The organism is Aliirhizobium wenxiniae (assembly GCF_019511445.1).
Lineage (GTDB): Bacteria > Pseudomonadota > Alphaproteobacteria > Rhizobiales > Rhizobiaceae > Neorhizobium > Neorhizobium wenxiniae_A.
The window spans coordinates 17163-37885 of the sequence record NZ_JAEUAN010000024.1; the positions used below are offsets into that span (position 1 = coordinate 17163).

Sequence of the window (20723 nt, forward strand, 5' to 3'; positions counted from 1 at the left end):
CCAGAATTTGAAGGGTCAGCAAGATTTTGCCGCAATTTGTCGCGCGTCTTAACAGTGCGTTTACGGGCCGACCAATTCCATTTTTCGAATAGGTTATGCGCGGTTTGCATTTGCGACCGCGGCCCCACCTACTTACGGATAGCCAAAACTGATAGGTTCCGGCAGGACGATTTTGAAAATGTTGAACAATCCTCTCCCGATTTTCGATGGCCACAACGACGTGCTTCTCCGCTTGCGACGTGGTGGCGGCAACGACCCGGTAAAGCGTTTTCTTGAAGGCGAAGAAACAGGACATATCGACCTGCCTCGCGCCAGAGCCGGCGGCCTGGCCGGCGGTCTATGCGCTATTTACGTGCCCTCGCCAAGCATGACGAAGGACGCGAACGGGGATTATCCAACACCTTTGCAGCCTGATGCACTGAATGAAACGCTGGCGATGGCGCGGCTGCTTTTCGATATCGAAGCCCGTTCACAGGGTTGCGTGACCGTATGCCGCACGGCCGACGACATCCGTCGATCGATTGAAACCGGCAGTTTTGCCGCGGTCTTCCATATCGAGGGCGCGGAAGCTGTCGCTGCCGATCTGGATGCGCTTCACGTGCTGCATCAGGCAGGTCTTCGTACGCTCGGTCCGGTCTGGAGCCGGCCGAACGTCTTCGCTTACGGTGTGCCGTTCCGATATCCGTCCTCGCCGGATATCGGTCCGGGTCTCACCGATGCCGGCCGTGACCTGATCCGTGCCTGCAACGAGCTGAAGATCATGGTCGACCTGTCGCACATGAACGAGGCGGGCTTCTGGGAGATCGCCAAGCTTTCCAAGGCGCCACTGGTTGCCTCGCACTCCAACGTGCATGCGCTGTGCAACCATAGCCGCAATCTCACCGATCGCCAGCTCGACGCAATCCGCGATACGGGTGGCCTTGCCGGTATCAATTTCGGTGTGCTGTTCCTGCGTGACGACGGGGTGAAGGACCCGAATACCAGCATCGATCTCCTAGTGCGCCACGTGGCCTATATCGCCGAGCGGATCGGCGTTGAGCATGTCGCGCTCGGTTCCGATTTCGACGGCACGACTATTCCGGCCGAGATGAAGGATGCAGCCGGCCTGCCGCTGTTGGTCGATGCTCTGCGCAAGCATGGCTTCAACGATGCCGAGCTGAAGAAGATCGGTCACGAGAACTGGATTTCGGTTCTGGAGCGCAGCTGGGCTGCTTGAGGTTTACGCGACTTGGCGGCGCGCTCGTGCCGCCAAGTCGTCTCGAATAAAGGGTCAGGCAGCCTTTGCCTTGATCGCCAGAGTGGCTTCCGCATAGGCCATCATGAACGGGCCCACCCCCTTGGCGTCGTCGGCCACGACTTCCTCGACCAGATAATAGGCCGGCGAGCCATCGCGATAACGGCCATTGAAGGGGCCGAGGCCCGCCACCTGGCAGATGCCGACAAGGCTGGTTTCTCCGTTTTCTTCGACAAGCCGTGTATCGACCAAGGCTTCTGCCGCCTTCTGGCCGGATGTGCGGATTTTCGATGCCTCTTCCGGAGCGGCCAGATTCAGTCGTTCGGCGCGCAGCAAAGCATAGGCGAACATGGCCGATGCGGAGGTCTCGTCGTAATTGCCGGCCAGATCCGGGGCATCCAGCACCTGCGGCCAGAGGCCGGATGGCTGCTGTCGCTCAGTAAGTGCCAGAAGAACCGTGCGTGTCTGCTTTCTCAGTGTCGCAGTTGCCTGATCTGCCGGAATAGCGGCGAGGATATCGACCAGCGCCATGATCAGCCATCCAACAGCGCGCGACCAGACGGCCGGAGATTTGCCGGTGAGCTGATCGGCCCATTGTTCGGCGCGGCTGTCGTCATAGCCGTGGACATAAAGTCCGTTGCCGACCTGAGTCAGCGCAAGCGCGGTTGCCAGTTGCTGCAGGGCATCGGTTATCCGCGGCGTCTCACCGACTTTAAGCGCATATTCGACCTGGAAGGGCAGGCCCATATAGAGCCCGTCCAGCCAGACCTGGGAGGGATAGCGCTTCTTGTGCCAGTAGTTGCCGGCTGGAATACGCGGATGCGTATCGAGCTGTGCGATCAGCCGGCGTGCGGCTGCCATGTAGCGGGGATCGCCGGTTTGCCGGTCGAGGAATATCAGCGCCCGTCCCGGCAGGACGTTGTCGATATTGAATTCTTCTTGAGTATAGCCGGCAAGGCTTCCGTCCGGGCCGACCTGGGGATCGATCAGCCGCAGGATATGGTCGAGCCAGCGCTGCTCGCCGGTTGCCTCAAAGAGCAGTTCAAGGCCGCGATAGATGCAGCCGTCTTCATAGCACCAGTTGCCGTTCTTGTAGGCCTGGTAGCGGGTGCAGAATTGGTCGAAATAGTCGGTGGGTTTCATCGGGGTGCCAGTAGGTTCGGGAGGGAGATCGGGTCGGGGGAGAGCAGGCTCGCGTCATCGATGTCGATTTCGGCGTGTTCGCAGAGGATCTGTTCGTGACGCATGGCCCGCACGCCATCGGCCATGATGGGAGGTGCCGCTATTGCGGCCGGGTCGGTGGAATGGATACGCAAGCCGCGGATGCGGATGTTGCGGACCGGCATTTCCGGCAATCCGAGGAAGACGCCTGCGGCAAGCGCCAGGCCATAGACATCGACGTCCTCGACGAAAATGCCATCGACATAGGGTGTTCCTTCGACGACCGGTGCGGGCTCACGTGACTGAACCCAGTCGTCGTGGCCATCGGCATCGCAAAAATAGTGGACGTTTGCCGAAAGCGTCACCAGAACGCCGTCCATCTTCACCCGGCGCATGGATATGTTGCTGATACCGCCGCCGCGACCGCGGCGGGTCTTGATCCGCAGGCCGCGGTCGGTGCCGACCATGTCGCAATCCTCGACGGTTACATCGTGAACGCCGCCGGACATTTCCGAGCCGATGACGACGCCGCCATGGCCGCGTTCCATCAGGCAATGACGGATTTCGACGCCGCGGGTTTCGCTCAGGTGGTCTGCCTCGCCCTTGTCACCGCGCTTGCCTGCCTTGATAGCGATGCAATCGTCGCCGACCGAGAAGCGCACGCCTTCGACAGTCACATTGCGGCAGCCTTCGGGATCGAAGCCGTCGGTATTGGGGCTGTCATGGGGCGCCTGGATGTGGAGCGAGACCGCTGCCAACCCGTCGCAGCCCTGCGGGTGGACGGTCCATGACGGAGCATTGCGTATGGTGAAGCCGAGAAGAAGGGTTTGCTTGCAATCGACCAGGTGAAGGCCGCGCGGACGCCTTGCGCCGTCACGGGTTTCCTTCGGCCATGTCCACCAGTCGCCGGCGTTGCCTGAGCCGTCGAGAATGCCTTTGCCTTCGATCGTCAGACGTTCCGAACCGATGGCATGTACGGGGGCTGCAAAGCAGGCATCGGGAAGTCCTTCCCAGCTGCCGAGCATGCGGCCGTCGTCAGCGCGCGCCGGCAGGATCGGCCAGCCTTCGCGGGTGCTCGGGGCGCGAAGCACCGCGCCTTCCGCCAGATGAAGGGTCAGGTCGCTTCGCAGCTTCAAGGGGAAGGCTGTCCATGTGCCGGGTGCAATATAGAGCGTGCCGCCCAAGGGGGTGTCTGCCAAAGCCTTGGCGAGGGCTTCGGCATTGGTGCGCGCTGCGGCAAGGTCCGACAGATCGGCATTCTGAACAAGCCCGTAATCGGCTGCGCGGACAAGGCCTGCGCAATCGCGGGTCCGGAATGAAAGAGGGTCGAAGCCTTCCGCCTCGAAAAGGTAATTCGTGGCGGGATAAAGGGCATCAAGGAGGGTCACCACGGTGGTCGCCGTTCCCTGCTGTACGGGGGCGTTTTCCCCATTGCGCAACAAGCGCCAGGCTAACGGTTGCGGCAAGGCATGGCGTGCGCCGGGCACAGCCAGCCTTATGGCCGCGATCCGTGCGGAGATCGCAACTGAAATGGCTTTGTTCATCGTTTCTCTCTTGATTTATGCACCACCCGGCCTGCGGTCAGGCCGGGTGGAGAGTTCCGTTCGCGCTTAGTCGAACTTCTTCAGGGCGTCATTCACGCCATCGATGATCTGCTCGGCGGCGTCCTTTGAATCGATCTGCTCGTAGGCATATTCTTCGAGCGTATCGATGATGATGCCGCGGATGACCGGGTTTTCGTCGAAGGGCGAAATCGTCGGACCTTCCGAGGCCATGACGATTGCATTGGCGGCACGAACTTCCGGCTCGCCTGCATTGGTCAGCCGTGCCATGGCGGCCTTGGAGGCCGGAATGCCACGCGAGGTGCCGAGAATGTCGATGCCTTCCGGTTCATTCAGCAGGCAATTGGTGATCTGTGCTGCTGCTTCCGGGTTCTTCGAGTTCTTCGAGATGGAGAAGACCATAGACGGCTTGCGGAAGACGCCTTCGGTCTTGCCGTCAGTCATCTTCAGCATTGGTACCGGTTTCAGAACCTGACCTTCCTTCAGCGGATCGGCATATTTGGAATAGGTCGAATCCCACTCGTAGGAACCTGCGATCTTGCCTTCCGACCATGCCGGCTTTTCGAAGAGGTTGACGTTGCCGTCGGCTGCTTCCTGTTTCTGCGAGCGGATTGCGCCGGTTTCCACCAGCTTGCCGAGGAAGTCGATGCCGGCTGCCAGTTCTTCAGGCGTCCAGGCAACACGGTTGGTCTTCGGGTCAACCATGCCCTTGCCGGTGGCCTGGGTTACGGCCAGCGTCATCAGAAGATGCGCCGTCTCCTTGACGGCGTTGAAGGTGTAATAATCCGGGCCGAGCTTTTCCTTGACCGTCTTGGTCATTTCGAAGAACTCGTCCCAGGTTTTCGGCACTTCCACGCCGGCCTTTTCGAGCGTCGTCGTGTTGAAGAAGAAGACGCGGCCCGAGGTGGAGACCGACAGGCCCTGCAGCACGCCGTTGGTGGAGCCCGATTCCAGATCGCCGTCGCTCCAGTTCGAAAGGTCGAGACCCTTCAGGGCGCGCAGGTCGGCAAAGCCCTTGCCGTCCTTGGAAAACAGCGGCAACCATGGCCAGTTGACCTGGATGATGTCGGCTTCCGTCTTGCCGGCCATCTGGGTGGTCAGCTTTTCCAGATAACCGTCGAAGCCGGTGAACTCGCCCTTCACGGTGTGTCCGTATTTTGCGCCGCAGGCGGCAATGGCCTTCTGCGTTGCGACGTGGCGGCTTTCACCGCCCCACCACGACATGCGCAGTTCCGCAGCGCTTGCCGAAGGTGCCATTGCGATGACCGCAAGGGCTGCTCCTGCAAGAAAGACGGATGATTTCAGTATGCTTTTCATGTGTGCCTCCTCAAATTGGCTTTAAATTGTTATGCCGCAATGCTGCCTCCATGCAGCGAAACGTTGCGGCCGTCTGACTTGTCGAAAACGTGCAATGTTTTCGGGTCGGGGCGCAGGCGGATCACGTCGGATTGCCCCCGCGCCTCGAATTCTGCTGCGCCCACGACGCTCACCAGTCTGTGGCCTTCGCAATCCGCGTGCATGTAGACCTCGTGGCCCATGAACTCGGCATTGACGAGCTTGGCCTGCAGTGCCGGGCCTTCCGACACGAGCGAGAACTGCTGCGGACGGATGCCGAGGACGGCGCTGCCGGGCTGGCTGGAAAGTCGGCCTGCGAGATCGCTGCCGAGTGCCAGGCGCTGGCTGCCCATGATGAATTCTCCGCCTTCCATCGCGCCTTCGACGAGGTTCATTTCCGGCGTGCCGATGAAGCCGGCAACGAAGAGATTGGCCGGGGCGTTGTAGAGTTCCTTCGGGGTGGCGACCTGCATGATATGACCGGCCTGCATGACGCAGATGCGGTCGCCCATGGTCATTGCTTCAGTCTGGTCATGGGTGACGTAGATGACGGTCGGCGAGCTGCCTTCCGCCTTCAGCTGACGGTGCAGATCGGTAATGCGGACGCGCATCGAGGCGCGCAGCTTGGCATCGAGGTTCGACAGCGGTTCGTCGAAGAGGAAGACGCCGGGGTTCTTGATCAGCGCGCGGCCGAGCGCGACGCGCTGGGCCTGGCCGCCTGAAAGCTGCTTTGGCAGGCGATCGAGCAGCGGTTCGATTTCAAGGATTTCCGCGACCTTGTCGACAGCCGCGGCGATTTCCGCCTTCGGGCGACCGGCAATTCGCAGGCCGAAGGAGAGATTACCGCGGACCTTCATATGCGGATAAAGCGCATAGTTCTGGAACACCATGGCGATCTGCCGCTTGCTCGGTGACAGGTCGTTGACGCGCTCGTCACCGATGATGACGTCGCCGCCGGTGATGTCTTCGAGGCCGGCGATCATGCGCAGCGTGGTCGACTTGGCGCAGCCCGAGGGGCCAACCAGAACCATGAACTCGCCATCCTTGATGTCGAGATCGATGCCGTGAACGACCTTGTTGGTCTTGTTGTAGACTTTCTCGAGGTTTTTCAGTTGTACCTGTGCCATGTCAGCCCTTTCTGCCTCCCGCAGAGATTCCTTCGATGAAGTACCGTTGCGCCGCGAAGAACACGACAAGCGCAGGGGTGATGGTGAGTACCGACATCGCCAGGATGCGGTTCCATTCGAAGGCTTCGGTTGTATCGATTGAGAGTTTGAGCGCGAGGCTCACCGGATATTTGTCGACCGACGAGATGTAGATCAGCGGTCCGAGGAAGTCGTTCATCGTCCACATGAACTGGAACAGGCAGACCGAGACCAGTGCGGGCCCGAGCATGGGAACGACGATGAAGATCAGCGTCTGCAGGCTGTTTGCGCCATCGACGCGTGCTGCTTCCTCCATGTCCGTCGGCAGCGAGCGCAGGAACTGCACCAGCATGAAGACGAAGAAGGCATCGCCGGCGAGTGCGGACGGCACCCAGAGCGGCAGGAAGCTGTCCAGCCAGCCGAGATCCCTGAAGAGGATGTATTGCGGGATGCGGGTGACGACGTTCGGTAGAAGCAGGACGGCGATGACCGATCCGAACAGGATCTTCTTGAACGGGAACTCGAAGCGGGCAAAGGCATAGGCCACCATCGTGCAGGAGATGGCCGTGCCGATGACCTTGGGCAGGATGATCAGGAACGAATTCCAGAAGAACCGGCCGAAGGTGTACGGCGTGGATGTCTGCCAGCCCTGGACATAACCTTCGAGTGTCGGGCTTTCCGGCAGGAAACCGGCGCCGGCAAAAATTTCCGAGTTGGTCTTGAAGCTTGCGCCGACCAGCCAGATCAGCGGGTAGAGCATCAGGAAGCCGACGCCAAAGAGCAGTGAGTAGCGGACGACCGCGGAGATCAAGTCCATGCGGGCGCGTTTTGCGGCTGCGGCTTCATCCGCGGTGCGGGCGGCAGTTTTAGGCAAAGTCATATCGGTCATGGCTCAGCTCCTCTTGTCGCCGGCGTAGTAGACCCACTTCTTCGAGGACCAGAAGGCCACGAGCGTGAGCACCATGATGATGGCGAAGAGCACCCAGGCGATCGCCGAGGCGTAGCCCATGTTGAACTTCTTGAAGGCCTCCTCGTAGATGTAGAGGGGCAGGAGATAGGTGGATTTCAGCGGGCCGCCCTGCGTGATGATGTAGGGACCGTTGAACTCCTGGAATGCCTGGACCATCTGCATGACGAGGTTGAAGAAGATGACCGGCGTCAGCAGTGGCAGTGTCACGAAGAAGAAGGTCGTGACCTTGCCGGCACCATCGATGGAGGCCGCTTCATAGAGCGACTTGTCGATCGATTGCAGGGCAGCAAGGAAGATCACCATGGCCGAACCGAACTGCCAGCAGCGCAGAAGCGTGATGGTGAAAAGTGCATTTGTCGGGTCGCCGAACCAGTCCACCGGCGTGAAACCGATGGAGGCAATCGCCATGTTGACGAGGCCTTCGGCCGAAAACAGGTAACGCCACAGAACGGCGATGGCGATCGATCCACCGAGGATGGACGGAACGTAAAAAGCCGTCCGGAAGAAGTTAATGAATTTAAGCTTGTAGTTGAGTATGGCGGCGATGAAGAGCGCGAAGGCGAGCTTCAGCGGCACCGTGGAAAATACATAAACAAGCGTGACAGTCAGCGACTTGTCGAATGTGCGGTCGCGGGTGAACAGCCGCTCATAGTTGGACAAACCGGTCCATTGCGGGCTGCTCATCAGGTCATAGCTGGTGAAGCTCAAATAAAGCGAAGTCAAAAAAGGGATGGCCGTGAATATGACGAGGCCGATCAAATAGGGCGCCAGATAGGCATAACCCAGGAAGCGCTGAGACCTCATGAGGCGCCTCCAATGGGCGAATGACACCCGGTTATGAGAAATACATTTTTGTGCAAATCAAATTCCTCCTCCAGCCAATAGGTGCAAGGCTGTTATGCGTCAGTGGCTTAGCTGAAAGACTGAACATTCATCAATTCTGTTCCTCCTCCAGTATTTAGCGTGACATAATTTCATTTTCAGTCGAGAATGAATGAACAAACACGGAAAAAAAGATGGACGAAATCGAAGGTGGCATTCTCTCCAGCATCGCGCCCTCTGCTCTGTCGTTGAAACTCACTCGAGCGACGATCAAGATGGAGCATTCGAAGACGTGGCGCATTGACAAGACAAACCCCGTCGAAGATTTCGTCATCTGCCTGGAAGGCTGCGGTCACTATGTGATCGAGGGTGAGCGCCGGGTGATGGAGCCCGGTGACGCAATGCTTATCCGGCGCGGGCAGCGCTTTCGCGGCTGGAACCGCGGGACGACAATCTATAGGGGAATTGCCCAACACTTTTCCTTGGACATTTACGGCAAGCACGACCTGATCGCGCAGATGCAGCTGCGACCTCATGTCCGCCTGAAGAAGTGGCCGTTGCTGGAGCCGCTGGTGCGACAATATCGCCAGACTGCGCCACCGTCGTCGCTGACGCTGAGCCAGCATCATCTCTTCATGTATCTGCTGATCGCCTATATCGAGGATGCGTTCATCGGCTGGAACGACAGTGCGACCTATCAGACCGAAGGAACCGACGCCCTTGATCTGGCGGTCATGAAGGCCGTGGCGATGATCTCGGCCAATCCTCTCGATCCGGATATCGCGGAACAGGCGGTGGATGCCTCGCCATTCAACGCGGACTATTTCCTGCGTGAGTTCAAGAAGCGGGTAGGGCACACGCCGCGTAAATACCAGGAACAGAAGCGCATGGAGCGCGCCATGCACCTGCTGGAGGCTGGGATGCCGGTTGCCAATGCAGCGGCGGAAGTCGGTTACGGCGATCCCTATTATTTCTCACGCATGTTCAAGCGAGTCTTCGGCGTCAGTCCACGCGCGCATGTCGAGCGGGTGGAGCGCAACCGGAACGGCGGGTTACTGCGTTTCGACGAGGCCGAACAGATCAGACTGATGAGCCTCGATCCCGCGTGAGACGCGTCGCTGGTTATGCGGCGATATCGCCCGTCTTCGGTTCACGCGGATCCATACCGCGCGGCTTGCCGTAGAGGCCGATATTGGTGTCGCCCCAGAGTTTCAGCGCAAGCAGGATCGGTTCCATGCTGCGGCCGAGCTCGGACAGGCTGTATTCGACCTTCGGCGGCACCTGGGCATAGACCTTGCGCTCGATCAGGCCATCGTTCTCCAGCTCGCGCAACTGGTTGGTCAGCATGCGGGGCGTGACATTGACGATGTGCCTGCGGATTTCGTTGAAACGCAGAGTTCCCGAAAGAAGGTGGTAGAGCACAACCGACTTCCACTTGCCGTCAATAAGGCCGATAGCAGCTTCCACGGAGCAACCCGGAGAGCAATCGAAACGCGTGTGACGGGCCTTGGCCATGACCGTATCCTTTTTGATACTACGTGCTGTTTTTGTGCGTATTGCGCAGATCTGAATATAGCCCATTTTGGTGACACATCAATCGACACCGAATTCGTCATCAAAAGGAGCAGATCATGAAGGCCATCGGTTACAAAGAAGCTGGCGCAATCGACCGCAGCGATGCACTTGAGGATATCGAACTGCCGCGTCCGGTGCCGACCGGCCGGGATCTTCTCGTCGAGGTCGAAGCGATTTCCGTCAATCCGGTCGACACGAAGGTTCGCAAAGGCGTTTCTCCGGAAGCCGGCCAGTGGAAAATTCTCGGCTGGGATGCTGTCGGCAAGGTGGTTGAGGCCGGCCCCGATGCCAAGAACTTTGAGATCGGCGACGAAGTGTTTTATGCGGGCTCGCTGATCCGTCCGGGTGCCAACAGCCAGTTTCACCTAGTCGACGAACGGATCGTGGGTCAGAAGCCGAAGACGCTTTCGAATGCCGAGGCTGCAGCCTTGCCGCTGACGGCGATCACCGCCTGGGAGATGCTGTTCGACCGGCTGGATATCGCCAAGCCGGTGCCGGGTGCGGCCAATGCGATCGTCATCATCGGCGGTGCCGGCGGCGTCGGTTCGATCGCCATCCAGCTTGTGAGGGCGCTGACCGATGTGACCGTTATTGCCACCGCATCACGGCCGGAAACGCAGGAATGGGTGAAAACGCTCGGTGCCCATCATGTGATCGACCACTCGAAGCCGATCGCAGAGCAGGTCAAAGCGCTCGGGATCGGCGCACCCGCCTTCGTGTTTTCGACGACCGAGACCCATCGGCACCTGAAGGAGATCATCGAGCTGATCTCGCCGCAGGGCCGGTTCGGGCTGATCGACGATCCTGAAAGCCTCGACGTGCTCGGGTTCAAGCGCAAGGCCGTTTCCATTCACTGGGAGCTGATGTTCACGCGCTCGATTTTCGAGACTGCCGATATTGCCGAGCAGGGCAAGCTGCTCAACGAGGTTTCGCGTCTGGTCGATGAGGGCAAGGTCCGCACTACGGTGACCGAGACGCTTTCACCGATCAATGCCGACAACCTGAAGAAGGCTCATGCGGCGATCGAAAGCGGGAAGACCCGAGGCAAGGTCGTCCTAGAAGGGTTCTGAGGCGAATGAGATGGTGCAGGCGGGCCGGTTCAACCCGTCCGCCTGCTGTCTTTGGGACGAAACTCAAGCGACCTTCATCGCACCCGGTCCGGGCACTGCGCCCGGCGGCACCTTGCCGAGAATGATCATGCCGAGCACCTCGTCCTTGGTGACATCCTGGGTGCGGGCATGGCCGACGACCTTGCCGTTTTTCATCACGAAGACACGGTCGGCGAGGTCGAAGACATCGTGGATGTCGTGGCTGATCAGAAAAATGCCGATACCTTCGCGTTTCAGCTGCTTGATCAGGTCGCCGACCTGGGCGGTCTCCTGCGGCCCGAGTGCTGCCGTCGGCTCGTCCATGATAAGGATGCGGGCGTCGAAGAGGATGGCGCGGGCGATGGCCACCGACTGCCGCTGTCCGCCCGACAGCGCCTTGACCGGCTCCTTGAAGCGCCGGAAATTCGGGTTCAGCCGACCCATGACTTCGCGCGTGTTGGCTTCCATCGCCACGTCATCGAGCGTACCCCATTTGGTGCGCAGCTCGCGGCCGAGGTAGAGATTGGCGGCGGCATCGACATTATCGGCCACGGCGAGCGTCTGGTAGATCGTCTCTATGCCGTATTTCTTGGCGTCACGCGGGTTTTTGATCTCGGCGGCTTCGCCATTGATCAGGATGTCGCCGCCATCGCGGCGATAAGCGCCGGAGAGGATTTTTATCAGCGTCGATTTTCCCGCCCCGTTATGGCCGAGCACGGCAACGACTTCGCCGGGGAAAAGATCGATTGTCGCTTTCTCGACCGCATGGATGCCGCCGAAGGAGATGGAAATGTCCTTCATTTCCACGAGCGGAATGTTCTGGTCCGTCACGATGGAATCTCCTCTTACTTGGCTCTGGCGCGATAAACGGTGTCGAGCCATACGGCGGTGACAAGCACGATGCCGACGACGATGCGCTGGAACGGCGTATCTATGCCAAGCAGGACCATGCCCGACTGCAGCGATTGCATGACCAGAGCGCCGAGCATGGCGCCGGCAATCGTGCCCATCCCGCCGCTGAGCGAAGTGCCGCCGATGACGGCTGCAGCGATCGTATAAAGCTCGTCGAGTTCGCCCTGTGCGTTGGTTGCGGCATTGAGACGCGCGGTGGAAATTGCGGCTGCGATAGCGCAGAGAACGCCCATCAGAGCAAAGATTTTCACCGTTACCCAACGGGTCTTGATGCCGGCGAGTTCTGCCGCCTCCGGGTTGCCGCCGATGGCAAAGACGTAGCGGCCAAAGCGCAGGCGGGTGGCGATGAAGGTCATGACGATACCGACGGCAATCGCCATCAGCACCGGAATGGCTATGCCGTGCGGGATCTGCAATCCGCCTTCCGGCCAGGCGATGCCGTTCGCCTCGGCGTAACGACGGGCAATGTTGATCGGCCAAAAGTAAGCATTGGCGACCATGACTGCGCCGATGACGGTGACGAAGCCGAGGCCGGCCAGCACGAATTCCGCCCAGAGCGGGCGGCGGGGGAAGTGAAAGCGCTTGCGCTGGTGGCGGGCGTTGATGATGGCGGCGACGATGGCGAGGCAGGCGATCAGGCCGACGACCCAGCTCCATGTCTCGCCGATTGACCCTTCAGCGCCACCGCCCATCAGGCGAAAGCTCGGGTTCATCGGCGCGACCGTCTGACCGCTGGTGACGAACCATGTGGCGCCGCGCCAGACAAGCAGGCCGCCGAGCGTGACGATGAAGGACGGGACCGACAGAAAGGCGATGATGACGCCATGCAATGTGCCGATCAGCCCGCCGACGATAATGCCGCCGATCAGTGCCACGGCCCATATGGCCGGGTGATCGAAGCCCAGCAGTTGCGGCAGATATTGCGCCTGCAGCACGCCCATGATCATGCCGGTGAAACCGAGAATGGAGCCGACCGATAGATCGATATTGCGGGTGACGATGACGAGCACCATGCCGGTTGCCATCACTGCGACAGAGGCTGTCTGTACCGAGAGGTTCCAGAGATTGCGGGCCGTCAGGAAAAGGCCGCCGGTCAGGATATGAAAGCCGATCCAGATGATCAGCAGTGCGCCGATCATGCCCAGCATGCGGGTGTCGATCTCGGTGGCACGGAAGAAACGAGCGACCGGGTTTCCCTCCGGTCTTGCCGTGGTCGTCGTTTCGGATGCCTGGGGTGTCGTCGAATGCGTCATGTCGGCCATGTCCTGCCGTTCCTCATCGAATGTCTGCCGGGTCTTGAAAGGCCCCCTCTGGCCTGCCGGCCATCTCCCCCACAAGGGGGGAGAAGACCCGCGGCATTCGTCCAGTCCAGATTGGGGCCTAGCGATGCCTCCTGGTTAAGCCCTCCCCCTTGTGGGGAGGGTTGGGAGGGGTCTTTCCCGACAAGAAGAAACGACGCCACATAATCTCCGCAGCGTCGCTATCGTCAGCAGAAAAGCCTCACTTGCAGGCGGCGACCGAGCCTGCCTTGACGCCCTGGCAGGCTTCTGCCTTGGTGATCCAGCCGGCATCGATGACGAGGTTGAGGTTGTCCTTGGTGATCGGCTGCGGCTTGAGGAAGACCGATTGCATCTTCTGCTTTTTCGGGCCGCCTTCGAACACCTGCACGCCCTTGATCTCGGTGAGCTTCTTGCCACCGGCAAGTTCAAGCGCGATTTCGGCGGCGTTCTTGCCGAGTTCGCGGCTATCCTTCCACACGGAAACCGTCTGGGTGCCGAGCGCCACGCGGTTCAGCGCAGCCTTGTCGGCATCCTGGCCGGAAACCGGTACCGAACCTGCCAGCCCCTGTGCATCGAGTGCGGCAATGGCGCCGCCGGCGGTGCCGTCATTGGATGCCACGACCGCGTCGATCTTGTTGTTCGCCTTGGTGAGGAACTGTTCCATGTTCTTCTGGGCGTTTTCAGGCTTCCAGCCATCGGTATAGGCTTCGCCGACATTCTTGATCTTGCCGCTGTCGATGGCGGCTTTGAGCACTTCCATCTGGCCGGCGAAGAGGAAGTCCGCATTCGGATCGGCGGACGAGCCCTTGATGAAGACGTAATTGCCTTCCGGTTTCACCTTGAACACGCCTTCCGCCTGAAGACGACCGACTTCCTTGTTGTCGAAGGTGATGTAGAAAGCGTCCGGGTTTTCGATCAGGCGGTCGTAACCGACAACCGGGATGCCTTCGGCCGTGGCCTTTTCGACGGCGGGGCCGATGGCGTCGCTGTCCTGCGCCAGCACGATCAGGGCGGTGGCGCCTTGCGAGATCAGCGCTTCCACGTCGGTCAGCTGCTTGGATGCGGACGATTGGGCGTCGGCGGAAATATATTTTGCACCTGCGGCAGCGAGCGCCTTCTTGATTGCGGCTTCGTCTGTCTTCCAGCGTTCTTCCTGGAAGTTCGACCAGGACACGCCGACCACGACATCGGCGGCCATTGCCGCGCCATGCATGGCAACAAGCATAGCCGTCCCGACCATCAGCTTGGTGATAGCTTTCATCTTATCCTCCTCCCGAGTGACGATGGGCGAGGCAACCTCCATTGCCGTTATCCCCCACCAGATGGCCCGTCGAAAAGGTCGCAATTGCTTTTTTCTCGACAGTCGAGAAAATTGATGGCAGAGAATTTGACAGGTGTCAATTCGGTCTTTGCAGACTGTGGTTGCGTCGTTCCCGCCTTTCACGCGGGTTGGCGCGAAAGGAATGGAACGGGTGCCGATCGCGGCCAAATCGAGCCCGGAACTGGTGCGCCAGCAGAACCGCGCGCTTGTGCTTTCGGCTTTGCGGCTTCACACCCGCATGGCGCATACGCAAATCTCCGATGCGACGGGTCTGGCGTCTGCGACAGTTTCGGCCATTACTGCCGATCTCGAGCGGGCGGGTGCGATCGAGCGTAGCGAAATCCTCTCGGCGGGTGGGCGAGGACGGCCGCGCGTGCTGTTTTCCCAGCGCCGCGATTACGGATATCTGGCGTTGATCGTCATCTCCTCCGACAGTATCGAATATTCGCTGGTGGACTACGCGGGGACGTTGCTCGACCGGTTTGTCGAGCCGCGCGGCGAGGGCGGTCCATCATTATTCCTGCAGCAGATCTCGGCGGCGCTGCAGCGACTGCTTACGCGTTCGCGTATAAGACACGAGCAGTTGCTGCTCGTTTCTGCCAGCAGTAAGGGGCTGGTCGATCCGATGCGGCCGGTGCTGCTCTGGTCGCCGGTTTTTGGCGCGCAATCGGTGGATTTTTCAAGCGCCATGCAGCCGGGTTGGCGGGTTCTTCTCAACAATGAGACGTTGCTGGTGGCCGGTGCGCTGATGGACCGTGAACAGAGGCAGGGGGCGGATGAGGTGATGCCTCTGCATCCGGGAGAAAGGCGGCTTGCGGCGCTGTCGCTCGGTCACAGTATCGGGCTTGGCATTGCGCGTTCGTCAGCTTCTGGGCCGACGGAGATACTGGCGCCGAATTTCGGGCATATGTTGCATAGCGCTGGTGGCGGGCTTTGTCGCTGCGGCGCGCGGGGCTGTGTGGAAGCCTATGCCGGTTTCTATGCCATCCTGCGCAATGCGTTCGAAGTGCCCTCGGACACCGTGCCGGCCAAGTTCGTGCCGGTCACAGAAGTCGACAAGATTGCCATCCGAGCTCGGCAAGGCGCTCGACAGGCGGTCCAGGCTTTTCGACAGGCAGGACTTGCTCTCGGCAACGGACTTTCACGGCTGATCAGTCTTCACGGTTCGATGCCTGTCTTCATTACCGGCCTTGGCGCCCGTTATTACGATCTTCTGGACGAGGGGTTGCGTGACGGATTGGCAGAAAGCCATGTCGTGCGGCTTGGCGGGATGCCCGAACTTACGGTGGTGGCGGATGAGCCCTCACTGGTATTCGAGGGGCATCTTTCCTGTGCCTTTGCTGTTATCGACCAGAAGATTGCCGGTTCCGCCGGATAATCCCGATATCAGGCTTTCCGAGGCATCGCTTTCTACTGGTGGCATTTGGCCGCACGCTTCCAGCTGCACAAAATCGAGCGCTGAAAAATCCGATGTTGACGACTGACATGTTAGTTGGTTTACTGTGTGTAATCAGTGGAGGATGATTGATGACACGCTTCGGACTTTCCGTCGCTTTGACCACGCCGTTCGACCAGAATGGCGAGATACTTATCGACATGATGATCGCTCAGGCCAAGCGCAGTCTTGATGCCGGTTGTGCGAGTTGTACGCTGTTCGGAACCACTGGGGAGGGGGCGTCGATCGGCAGCCTAGAGCGCGAGCGTGTGCTTGCGGCATTTATCGACGCAGGCATTGCCCCCGAGCAGATCGTCGTTGGCGTTCTGGTGGATGCTGCGGAAGATGCAGCACTTCAATCGTCGCAGGCGCTTTCCAAGGGCGTGCGCAACATCCTGCTTGCACCGCCATCCTATTTCAAAAATGTCAGCGATGACGGGCTTTTCGGCTGGTATGCGAAGGTATTCAAGGACCTCGGCAAGCTGGCGCGCGATATCATCGTCTACAATATTCCGTCCGTCACCATGGTGCCGCTCAGCGTTTCGCTTGTCGGCCGCTTGAAACAGGCTTTCCCTGGCATCGTGACCGGCGTGAAGGATTCGTCGGGCGACTGGCCCTATACGCAGGAATTGTTGAAGGCGCATTCGGACCTGATCATCCTGATCGGTGACGAGCGTCATCTGGCGGAAGGTGTGCGCAGGGGTGGTCAGGGAGCGATCTCCGGCATGGCCAATTTTGCACCGCATGAAATCGGCGCGATGGCCAATGAAGGTCGCGACGATGCCCGCGTGGTCGATTTCGTCGTCGAGCTGCTGAAATATCCGGTCACGCCGGCTGTGAAAGCCATGGTGGCGCGTCAGCTTGGCGACGATAACTGGCTTGCGGTTCGCGCTCCGCTGCTTTCTATATCGAAAGACGGACAGAAGCAGCTCGGCCTTGTTTTCGACGGCCTGTTTCGGACGAAAGCGGCCTGAGGCCGTAAAGGCTCAAAGCCAGGAACAGGACGATGATAGACCAGCGCCAAGACCAGCAGACAGAAGAGCCGACGCTCAGGGAAAAAGCTTACGAGAGCTTTACCCGGCACCTGCTCGCGCGCGACGTGCGCCCGGGGCAGTTCGTGTCTCAACGTCATCTGGTCGAGCTGACGGGACTTACACTTGGCGCTATCCGCGAGCTTATTCCGCGGCTGGAGGCCGAGGGACTGATCAAGACCGTGCCGCAGCGCGGTCTGCAGATCGCCCATATCGACCTGAACCTGATCCGCGAAGCTTTTCAGCTTCGTGTGTTTCTCGAAAAGGAGGCGGTCGCGCTGTTTGCCCAGACCGCTTCCGACGAGACCATCGAAATGCTTGTTCGCCAGCATCGCGAGGTCGAGGAAGCGATCTCGTCAGGAAACGAAACGCCCGAGCTGGATGCCCGGGCGCAGGCGGTCGACTGGGGCATGCATGATGCTTTCGTCGCCGCTCTCGACAATGCCATCATCTGGAACGTCTATCGGGTCAACTCGATCAAGATGCGCCTTATCAATCAGGAGCGCTTTCGCATCAACGGCCGCGTCGGTCCCGTCATGGGCGAGCATATGGCCGTACTGAAGGCCATCCAGTGTCGTTCTGCGGACGGCGCCGTCGAGGCGCTGGTCAAGCATATCGGCCATGCAAGGGATCGTGCCTTGAGACTGTAAATACACGCAAAGCCGGGGTGAGGAGACCCCGGCGAAACCTGGAGGAGGAATTTATGACATCTTCAATCTGGAGCCCGACGCGCCGGAGTTTTCTGGCGGGATCGGCAGCCCTTGGCGCTGCCGGGCTAATCGGAACGCGGCCGGCATCTGCAGCCGTCGACTGGAAGCGCTTTGCCGGCACGACGCTGGAAGTGAACCTGGTCAAGAGCCCGCGCGGCGAAACCATCCTGAAATATATCAGCGAGTTCGAGGCCCTGACCGGTATCAAGGTCAATGCCGAGGCAACGCCGGAACAGCAGCAGCGGCAGAAGACGACGATCGAACTGTCGTCTGGTCGCCCGAGCTTCGACGTCGTGCACCTGAGCTATCACGTGCAGAAGCGGCAGTTCGAAAAGGGCGGCTGGTTGGCCGATCTTTCCGGCTACTTCAAGGATCCTTCGCTGACCGATCCGTCGCTCACCGAAGGCGATTTTGCCGAAGCGGGTCTGGCATTCGCCAAGGATGCCGATGGCAGGCTGCGCACGCTGCCCTTCTCGGTGGATTACTGGATCGTCTACTGGAACAAGGAACTTTTCGAAAAGAAGGGCCTGAAATACCCGACGACTTTCGAGGAAATGGTGACCGCTGCCGAGGCGCTGACCGACAAGGCAGAGGGCACTTACGGTTTCGTTGCCCGCGGCCTGAAGAACGCCAATACGCCGGTCTGGACCTCGTTCATGCTGGGTTATGGCGCGACCCCGCTCGATGCCAGCGGCAAGCTTGCAACGACATCCGAAGGGGCAGTCGAAGCGGCAAAACTCTATCAGCGGCTGATGTCGAAATCCGCGCCGGTCGGCGTTTCCGGTTTCAACTGGGCTGAATCCCAGTCTGCATTCCTGCAGGGCAAGATCGGCATGTGGTTCGACGGCGTCGGTTTCGCACCGCCGATCGAAGATCCGCAGAAGTCGCGCGTTGTCGGCAAGGTCGGTTACGGCGTCATGCCGGCAGGCCCCAAGGCGCAGGCAGCCGCCACGACCGGCGACGGTATCGGTGTGACCGAGGCCAGCAAGAACAAGGAAGCCGCTTATCTGTTCTGCCAATGGGCGATCTCCCATGAAATGGGTGCCCGCCTGCTGCAGGCCGGTGCCGGCGTGCCCTTCCGCCAGTCGATCCTGGAAGACGCCAAGGTGCGTGAAGGCGTCAAGATGCCTTCGGCCTGGGTCGATGCGGTCGTTGCCTCCGGCAAGATCTCGCAGCTCGCACTCCCGGTCATCATCCCGGTCACGGAATTCCGCGACATCTACGGGGTCGGCCTCACCAACATGATCGGCGGCGCCGATCCCGCGAAGGAACTGGAATCGGCAACCGCTCAGTTCGAGCCGGTGCTTGCCCGAAGCGAGGGATAATGGCTTCCGTGACCATAGAACCCACCGCGGCCAGGGATCTGGCCGCAAAGGGGGGCAAGCCGCAAAGGCTTGCTCCTAACTATTGGCCCTTCGTCATGCCCGCGCTCGTCGTCATCGGCGCGGTCATCGTTTTCCCCTGGGTGTTCACCCTCTGGATGAGCGTCAATTCGTGGACGCTCGGACAGGAACAGACCTTTACGGGTCTCGATAACTATATCCGGCTCGCCGGCGACATGCGGTTCTGGGAATCCATGTGGCATACGCTGGTCTATACGGCGCTGTCGGTTATCGCACCGCTGATCCTCGGAACGCTCGCAGCCCTCATCTTCGACGGTGAATTCCCGTTGCGTGGCTTCCTGCGCGGGGTTTTCGTCATGCCGATGATGGCGACGCCGGTGGCGATCGCGCTCGTCTGGACGATGATGTTCCACCCGCAGCTCGGCGTGCTCAACTATCTTCTGTCGCTCATTGGCATCGGCGCGCAGGAATGGATCTACAACCAGTCGACCGTCATTCCGGCGCTGGTTCTGGTCGAGACCTGGCAGTGGACGCCGCTGATCATGCTGATCGTGCTCGGTGGTCTCGCCGCCGTTCCGCGCGAACCCTATGAAAGCGCGGAAATCGACGGCGCGAATGCCTGGCAAAAATTCCGCTACCTGACACTGCCGATGATCGCACCCTTCCTGATGATCGGTGTGATCATCCGCTCGATCGATGCCGTCAAAAGCTTCGACATCATCTATGCGATGACCCAAGGCGGGCCGGGTACGGCGTCGGAGACGATCAATATCTATCTCTACAACACCGCCTTCTCCTACTACGACATCGGTTACGGCTCGGCCATGGCGGTTGTCTTCTTCTTCGTCATCATCGCGCTGTCCTTCGTTCTGATGATGGTTCGTGCGCGCACCAACTGGTCGGACATGGAGGAACGCTGATGATCCCCAAAATGACACATAGGATGTGGAATCGTCTCGGCCTGTTCTTCGTGGCCCTGGTGATGATTTCGCCGGTCATCCTGTTCTTCGTCTGGATGATCTCGCTGTCACTCAAATACGAGATCGACAACGGCGCCTATCCGCCGATCCTGATCCCGGAAAACATTGCCTGGTCGAACTACGCGAAAGTGTTCGAGGAGAACAATTTCCTTCTCTATTTCTGGAATTCGATCCTCGTAACCGGCGCTGCAACCATTCTCGCCCTCGTGATCGGCGTTCCCGCCGGATACGGGATTGCGAGATTGAAGGCCGAAAAGGCGGCGATGGTGATCATGATCGCCCGCATGACGCCCGGCCTGTCATTCCTGATCCCGCTCTTCCTGCTGTTCCAATGGATGAACCTGCTCGGAACCTTGTGGCCGCAGATCATCATCCATCTGGTCGTCACCGTGCCGATCGTCGTGTGGATCATGATCGGTTATTTCGAAACGACCCCGAAGGAGCTTGAGGAGGCCGCAAGCATCGATGGCGCGACGTCCTGGCAGGTGTTTCGCCTGGTGGCGCTGCCGATCGCCAAGCCCGGCATCGTCGTCGCCTTCATTCTGGCGGTGATCTTTTCCTGGAACAACTTTGTCTTCGGCATCGTGCTCGCCAGCCGCGAAACGCGAACCCTGCCGGTGGCCGTCTACAACATGCTCTCCTTTGAGCAGGTCAGCTGGGGGCCGCTCGCCGCTGCCGCCCTGATCGTCACCCTGCCGGTTCTGGTGCTCACCATGTTCGCCCAGAAGCAGATTGTCGCGGGCCTTACCGCCGGCGCCGTCAAGGGCGGCTGAGTGGCGGCTGAGAGCAACAGATAACGACCCGAAAATCGGGAGGATT

Annotated in this window: 19 protein-coding genes; 9 read left to right on the forward strand and 10 right to left on the reverse strand. The window is 59.9% G+C overall.

What is annotated here, in order from left to right:
• Positions 1-178: 178 nt before the first annotated feature.
• Positions 179-1216: a dipeptidase gene (locus tag JNB91_RS24415; protein ID WP_220328081.1), complete on the forward strand. Its 1038-nt coding sequence runs from the start codon at positions 179-181 to the stop codon at positions 1214-1216.
• A gap of 54 nt (positions 1217-1270) precedes the next feature.
• On the opposite strand, the gene JNB91_RS24420 is transcribed toward JNB91_RS24415, so the two are convergent.
• From JNB91_RS24420 to JNB91_RS24445, 6 genes are all read right to left on the reverse strand, one after another.
• Entirely contained in the window at positions 1271-2377 is a 1107-nt protein-coding gene (locus tag JNB91_RS24420; RefSeq protein ID WP_220328082.1) for a glycoside hydrolase family 88/105 protein, read from the reverse strand.
• Positions 2374-3939, reverse strand: coding sequence for a polygalacturonase PglA (gene pglA, locus JNB91_RS24425; protein WP_220328083.1), 1566 nt, complete (start codon positions 3937-3939; stop codon positions 2374-2376). The genes JNB91_RS24420 and pglA overlap by 4 nt, the downstream gene beginning before the upstream one ends.
• 66 nt (positions 3940-4005) lie before the next feature.
• On the reverse strand, positions 4006-5274 hold the full coding sequence (locus JNB91_RS24430; RefSeq protein WP_220328084.1) for an ABC transporter substrate-binding protein: 1269 nt from the start codon (positions 5272-5274) through the stop codon (positions 4006-4008).
• A gap of 29 nt (positions 5275-5303) precedes the next feature.
• On the reverse strand, positions 5304-6419 hold the full coding sequence (locus JNB91_RS24435; protein ID WP_220328085.1) for an ABC transporter ATP-binding protein: 1116 nt from the start codon (positions 6417-6419) through the stop codon (positions 5304-5306).
• A 1-nt stretch (position 6420) separates the two neighbouring features.
• Complete coding sequence (locus JNB91_RS24440; protein WP_220328086.1) at positions 6421-7326, reverse strand: carbohydrate ABC transporter permease; 906 nt, start codon at positions 7324-7326, stop codon at positions 6421-6423.
• 3 nt (positions 7327-7329) lie between these two features.
• Entirely contained in the window at positions 7330-8211 is an 882-nt protein-coding gene (locus JNB91_RS24445; RefSeq protein ID WP_220328087.1) for a carbohydrate ABC transporter permease, read from the reverse strand.
• Positions 8212-8423: 212 nt separating this feature from the next.
• On the opposite strand from JNB91_RS24445, the gene JNB91_RS24450 reads away from it, so the two are divergent.
• Positions 8424-9338, forward strand: a complete 915-nt coding sequence (locus JNB91_RS24450) for an AraC family transcriptional regulator (protein ID WP_220328088.1) — start codon at positions 8424-8426, stop codon at positions 9336-9338.
• A 13-nt stretch (positions 9339-9351) separates the two neighbouring features.
• On the opposite strand, the gene JNB91_RS24455 is transcribed toward JNB91_RS24450, so the two are convergent.
• Positions 9352-9744, reverse strand: coding sequence for a winged helix-turn-helix transcriptional regulator (locus tag JNB91_RS24455; protein WP_220328089.1), 393 nt, complete (start codon positions 9742-9744; stop codon positions 9352-9354).
• A 116-nt stretch (positions 9745-9860) separates the two neighbouring features.
• Here JNB91_RS24455 and JNB91_RS24460 point away from each other — a divergent pair, with 116 nt between their 5' ends.
• Entirely contained in the window at positions 9861-10874 is a 1014-nt protein-coding gene (locus JNB91_RS24460; protein ID WP_220328090.1) for a zinc-binding alcohol dehydrogenase family protein, read from the forward strand.
• 63 nt (positions 10875-10937) lie between these two features.
• On the opposite strand, the gene JNB91_RS24465 is transcribed toward JNB91_RS24460, so the two are convergent.
• The 3 genes from JNB91_RS24465 to xylF form a co-directional block, all read right to left on the reverse strand.
• Positions 10938-11723, reverse strand: a complete 786-nt coding sequence (locus JNB91_RS24465; RefSeq protein ID WP_220328091.1) for an ATP-binding cassette domain-containing protein — start codon at positions 11721-11723, stop codon at positions 10938-10940.
• A gap of 14 nt (positions 11724-11737) precedes the next feature.
• Positions 11738-13066 (reverse strand): sugar ABC transporter permease, encoded by a 1329-nt coding sequence (locus tag JNB91_RS24470; RefSeq protein WP_220328092.1) that lies wholly within the window; start codon positions 13064-13066, stop codon positions 11738-11740.
• A 238-nt stretch (positions 13067-13304) separates the two neighbouring features.
• Entirely contained in the window at positions 13305-14345 is a 1041-nt protein-coding gene (xylF, locus tag JNB91_RS24475) for a D-xylose ABC transporter substrate-binding protein (RefSeq protein WP_220328093.1), read from the reverse strand.
• Positions 14346-14562: 217 nt separating this feature from the next.
• On the opposite strand from xylF, the gene JNB91_RS24480 reads away from it, so the two are divergent.
• From JNB91_RS24480 to JNB91_RS24505, 6 genes are all read left to right on the forward strand, one after another.
• Complete coding sequence (locus tag JNB91_RS24480) at positions 14563-15783, forward strand: ROK family protein (protein WP_220328137.1); 1221 nt, start codon at positions 14563-14565, stop codon at positions 15781-15783.
• 146 nt (positions 15784-15929) lie between these two features.
• Complete coding sequence (locus tag JNB91_RS24485; protein WP_220328094.1) at positions 15930-16814, forward strand: dihydrodipicolinate synthase family protein; 885 nt, start codon at positions 15930-15932, stop codon at positions 16812-16814.
• A gap of 32 nt (positions 16815-16846) precedes the next feature.
• The gene (locus tag JNB91_RS24490) at positions 16847-17521 is read left to right on the forward strand and encodes a GntR family transcriptional regulator (protein ID WP_220328095.1); all 675 of its coding nucleotides are present in this window, start codon (positions 16847-16849) and stop codon (positions 17519-17521) included.
• A gap of 53 nt (positions 17522-17574) precedes the next feature.
• Positions 17575-18906: an ABC transporter substrate-binding protein gene (locus tag JNB91_RS24495; RefSeq protein ID WP_220328096.1), complete on the forward strand. Its 1332-nt coding sequence runs from the start codon at positions 17575-17577 to the stop codon at positions 18904-18906.
• Positions 18906-19844 (forward strand): carbohydrate ABC transporter permease, encoded by a 939-nt coding sequence (locus JNB91_RS24500; protein WP_220328097.1) that lies wholly within the window; start codon positions 18906-18908, stop codon positions 19842-19844. The genes JNB91_RS24495 and JNB91_RS24500 overlap by 1 nt, the downstream gene beginning before the upstream one ends.
• 11 nt (positions 19845-19855) lie before the next feature.
• Positions 19856-20677 (forward strand): carbohydrate ABC transporter permease, encoded by an 822-nt coding sequence (locus JNB91_RS24505; protein ID WP_183685316.1) that lies wholly within the window; start codon positions 19856-19858, stop codon positions 20675-20677.
• The last annotated feature ends 46 nt before the right edge of the window (positions 20678-20723 follow it).

What these genes read in the sequence shown, in the direction of transcription:
- JNB91_RS24415 (WP_220328081.1), top strand. Translation starts at nt 179, where the DNA reads ATGTTGAACAATCCTCTCCCGATTTTCGATGGCCACAACGACGTGCTT.
- JNB91_RS24420 (WP_220328082.1), bottom strand. Translation starts at nt 2,377, where the DNA reads ATGAAACCCACCGACTATTTCGACCAATTCTGCACCCGCTACCAGGCC.
- pglA (WP_220328083.1), bottom strand. Translation starts at nt 3,939, where the DNA reads ATGAACAAAGCCATTTCAGTTGCGATCTCCGCACGGATCGCGGCCATA.
- JNB91_RS24430 (WP_220328084.1), bottom strand. Translation starts at nt 5,274, where the DNA reads ATGAAAAGCATACTGAAATCATCCGTCTTTCTTGCAGGAGCAGCCCTT.
- JNB91_RS24435 (WP_220328085.1), bottom strand. Translation starts at nt 6,419, where the DNA reads ATGGCACAGGTACAACTGAAAAACCTCGAGAAAGTCTACAACAAGACC.
- JNB91_RS24440 (WP_220328086.1), bottom strand. Translation starts at nt 7,326, where the DNA reads ATGACCGATATGACTTTGCCTAAAACTGCCGCCCGCACCGCGGATGAA.
- JNB91_RS24445 (WP_220328087.1), bottom strand. Translation starts at nt 8,211, where the DNA reads ATGAGGTCTCAGCGCTTCCTGGGTTATGCCTATCTGGCGCCCTATTTG.
- JNB91_RS24450 (WP_220328088.1), top strand. Translation starts at nt 8,424, where the DNA reads ATGGACGAAATCGAAGGTGGCATTCTCTCCAGCATCGCGCCCTCTGCT.
- JNB91_RS24455 (WP_220328089.1), bottom strand. Translation starts at nt 9,744, where the DNA reads ATGGCCAAGGCCCGTCACACGCGTTTCGATTGCTCTCCGGGTTGCTCC.
- JNB91_RS24460 (WP_220328090.1), top strand. Translation starts at nt 9,861, where the DNA reads ATGAAGGCCATCGGTTACAAAGAAGCTGGCGCAATCGACCGCAGCGAT.
- JNB91_RS24470 (WP_220328092.1), bottom strand. Translation starts at nt 13,066, where the DNA reads ATGGCCGACATGACGCATTCGACGACACCCCAGGCATCCGAAACGACG.
- xylF (WP_220328093.1), bottom strand. Translation starts at nt 14,345, where the DNA reads ATGAAAGCTATCACCAAGCTGATGGTCGGGACGGCTATGCTTGTTGCC.
- JNB91_RS24490 (WP_220328095.1), top strand. Translation starts at nt 16,847, where the DNA reads ATGATAGACCAGCGCCAAGACCAGCAGACAGAAGAGCCGACGCTCAGG.
- JNB91_RS24495 (WP_220328096.1), top strand. Translation starts at nt 17,575, where the DNA reads ATGACATCTTCAATCTGGAGCCCGACGCGCCGGAGTTTTCTGGCGGGA.
- JNB91_RS24500 (WP_220328097.1), top strand. Translation starts at nt 18,906, where the DNA reads ATGGCTTCCGTGACCATAGAACCCACCGCGGCCAGGGATCTGGCCGCA.
- JNB91_RS24505 (WP_183685316.1), top strand. Translation starts at nt 19,856, where the DNA reads ATGACACATAGGATGTGGAATCGTCTCGGCCTGTTCTTCGTGGCCCTG.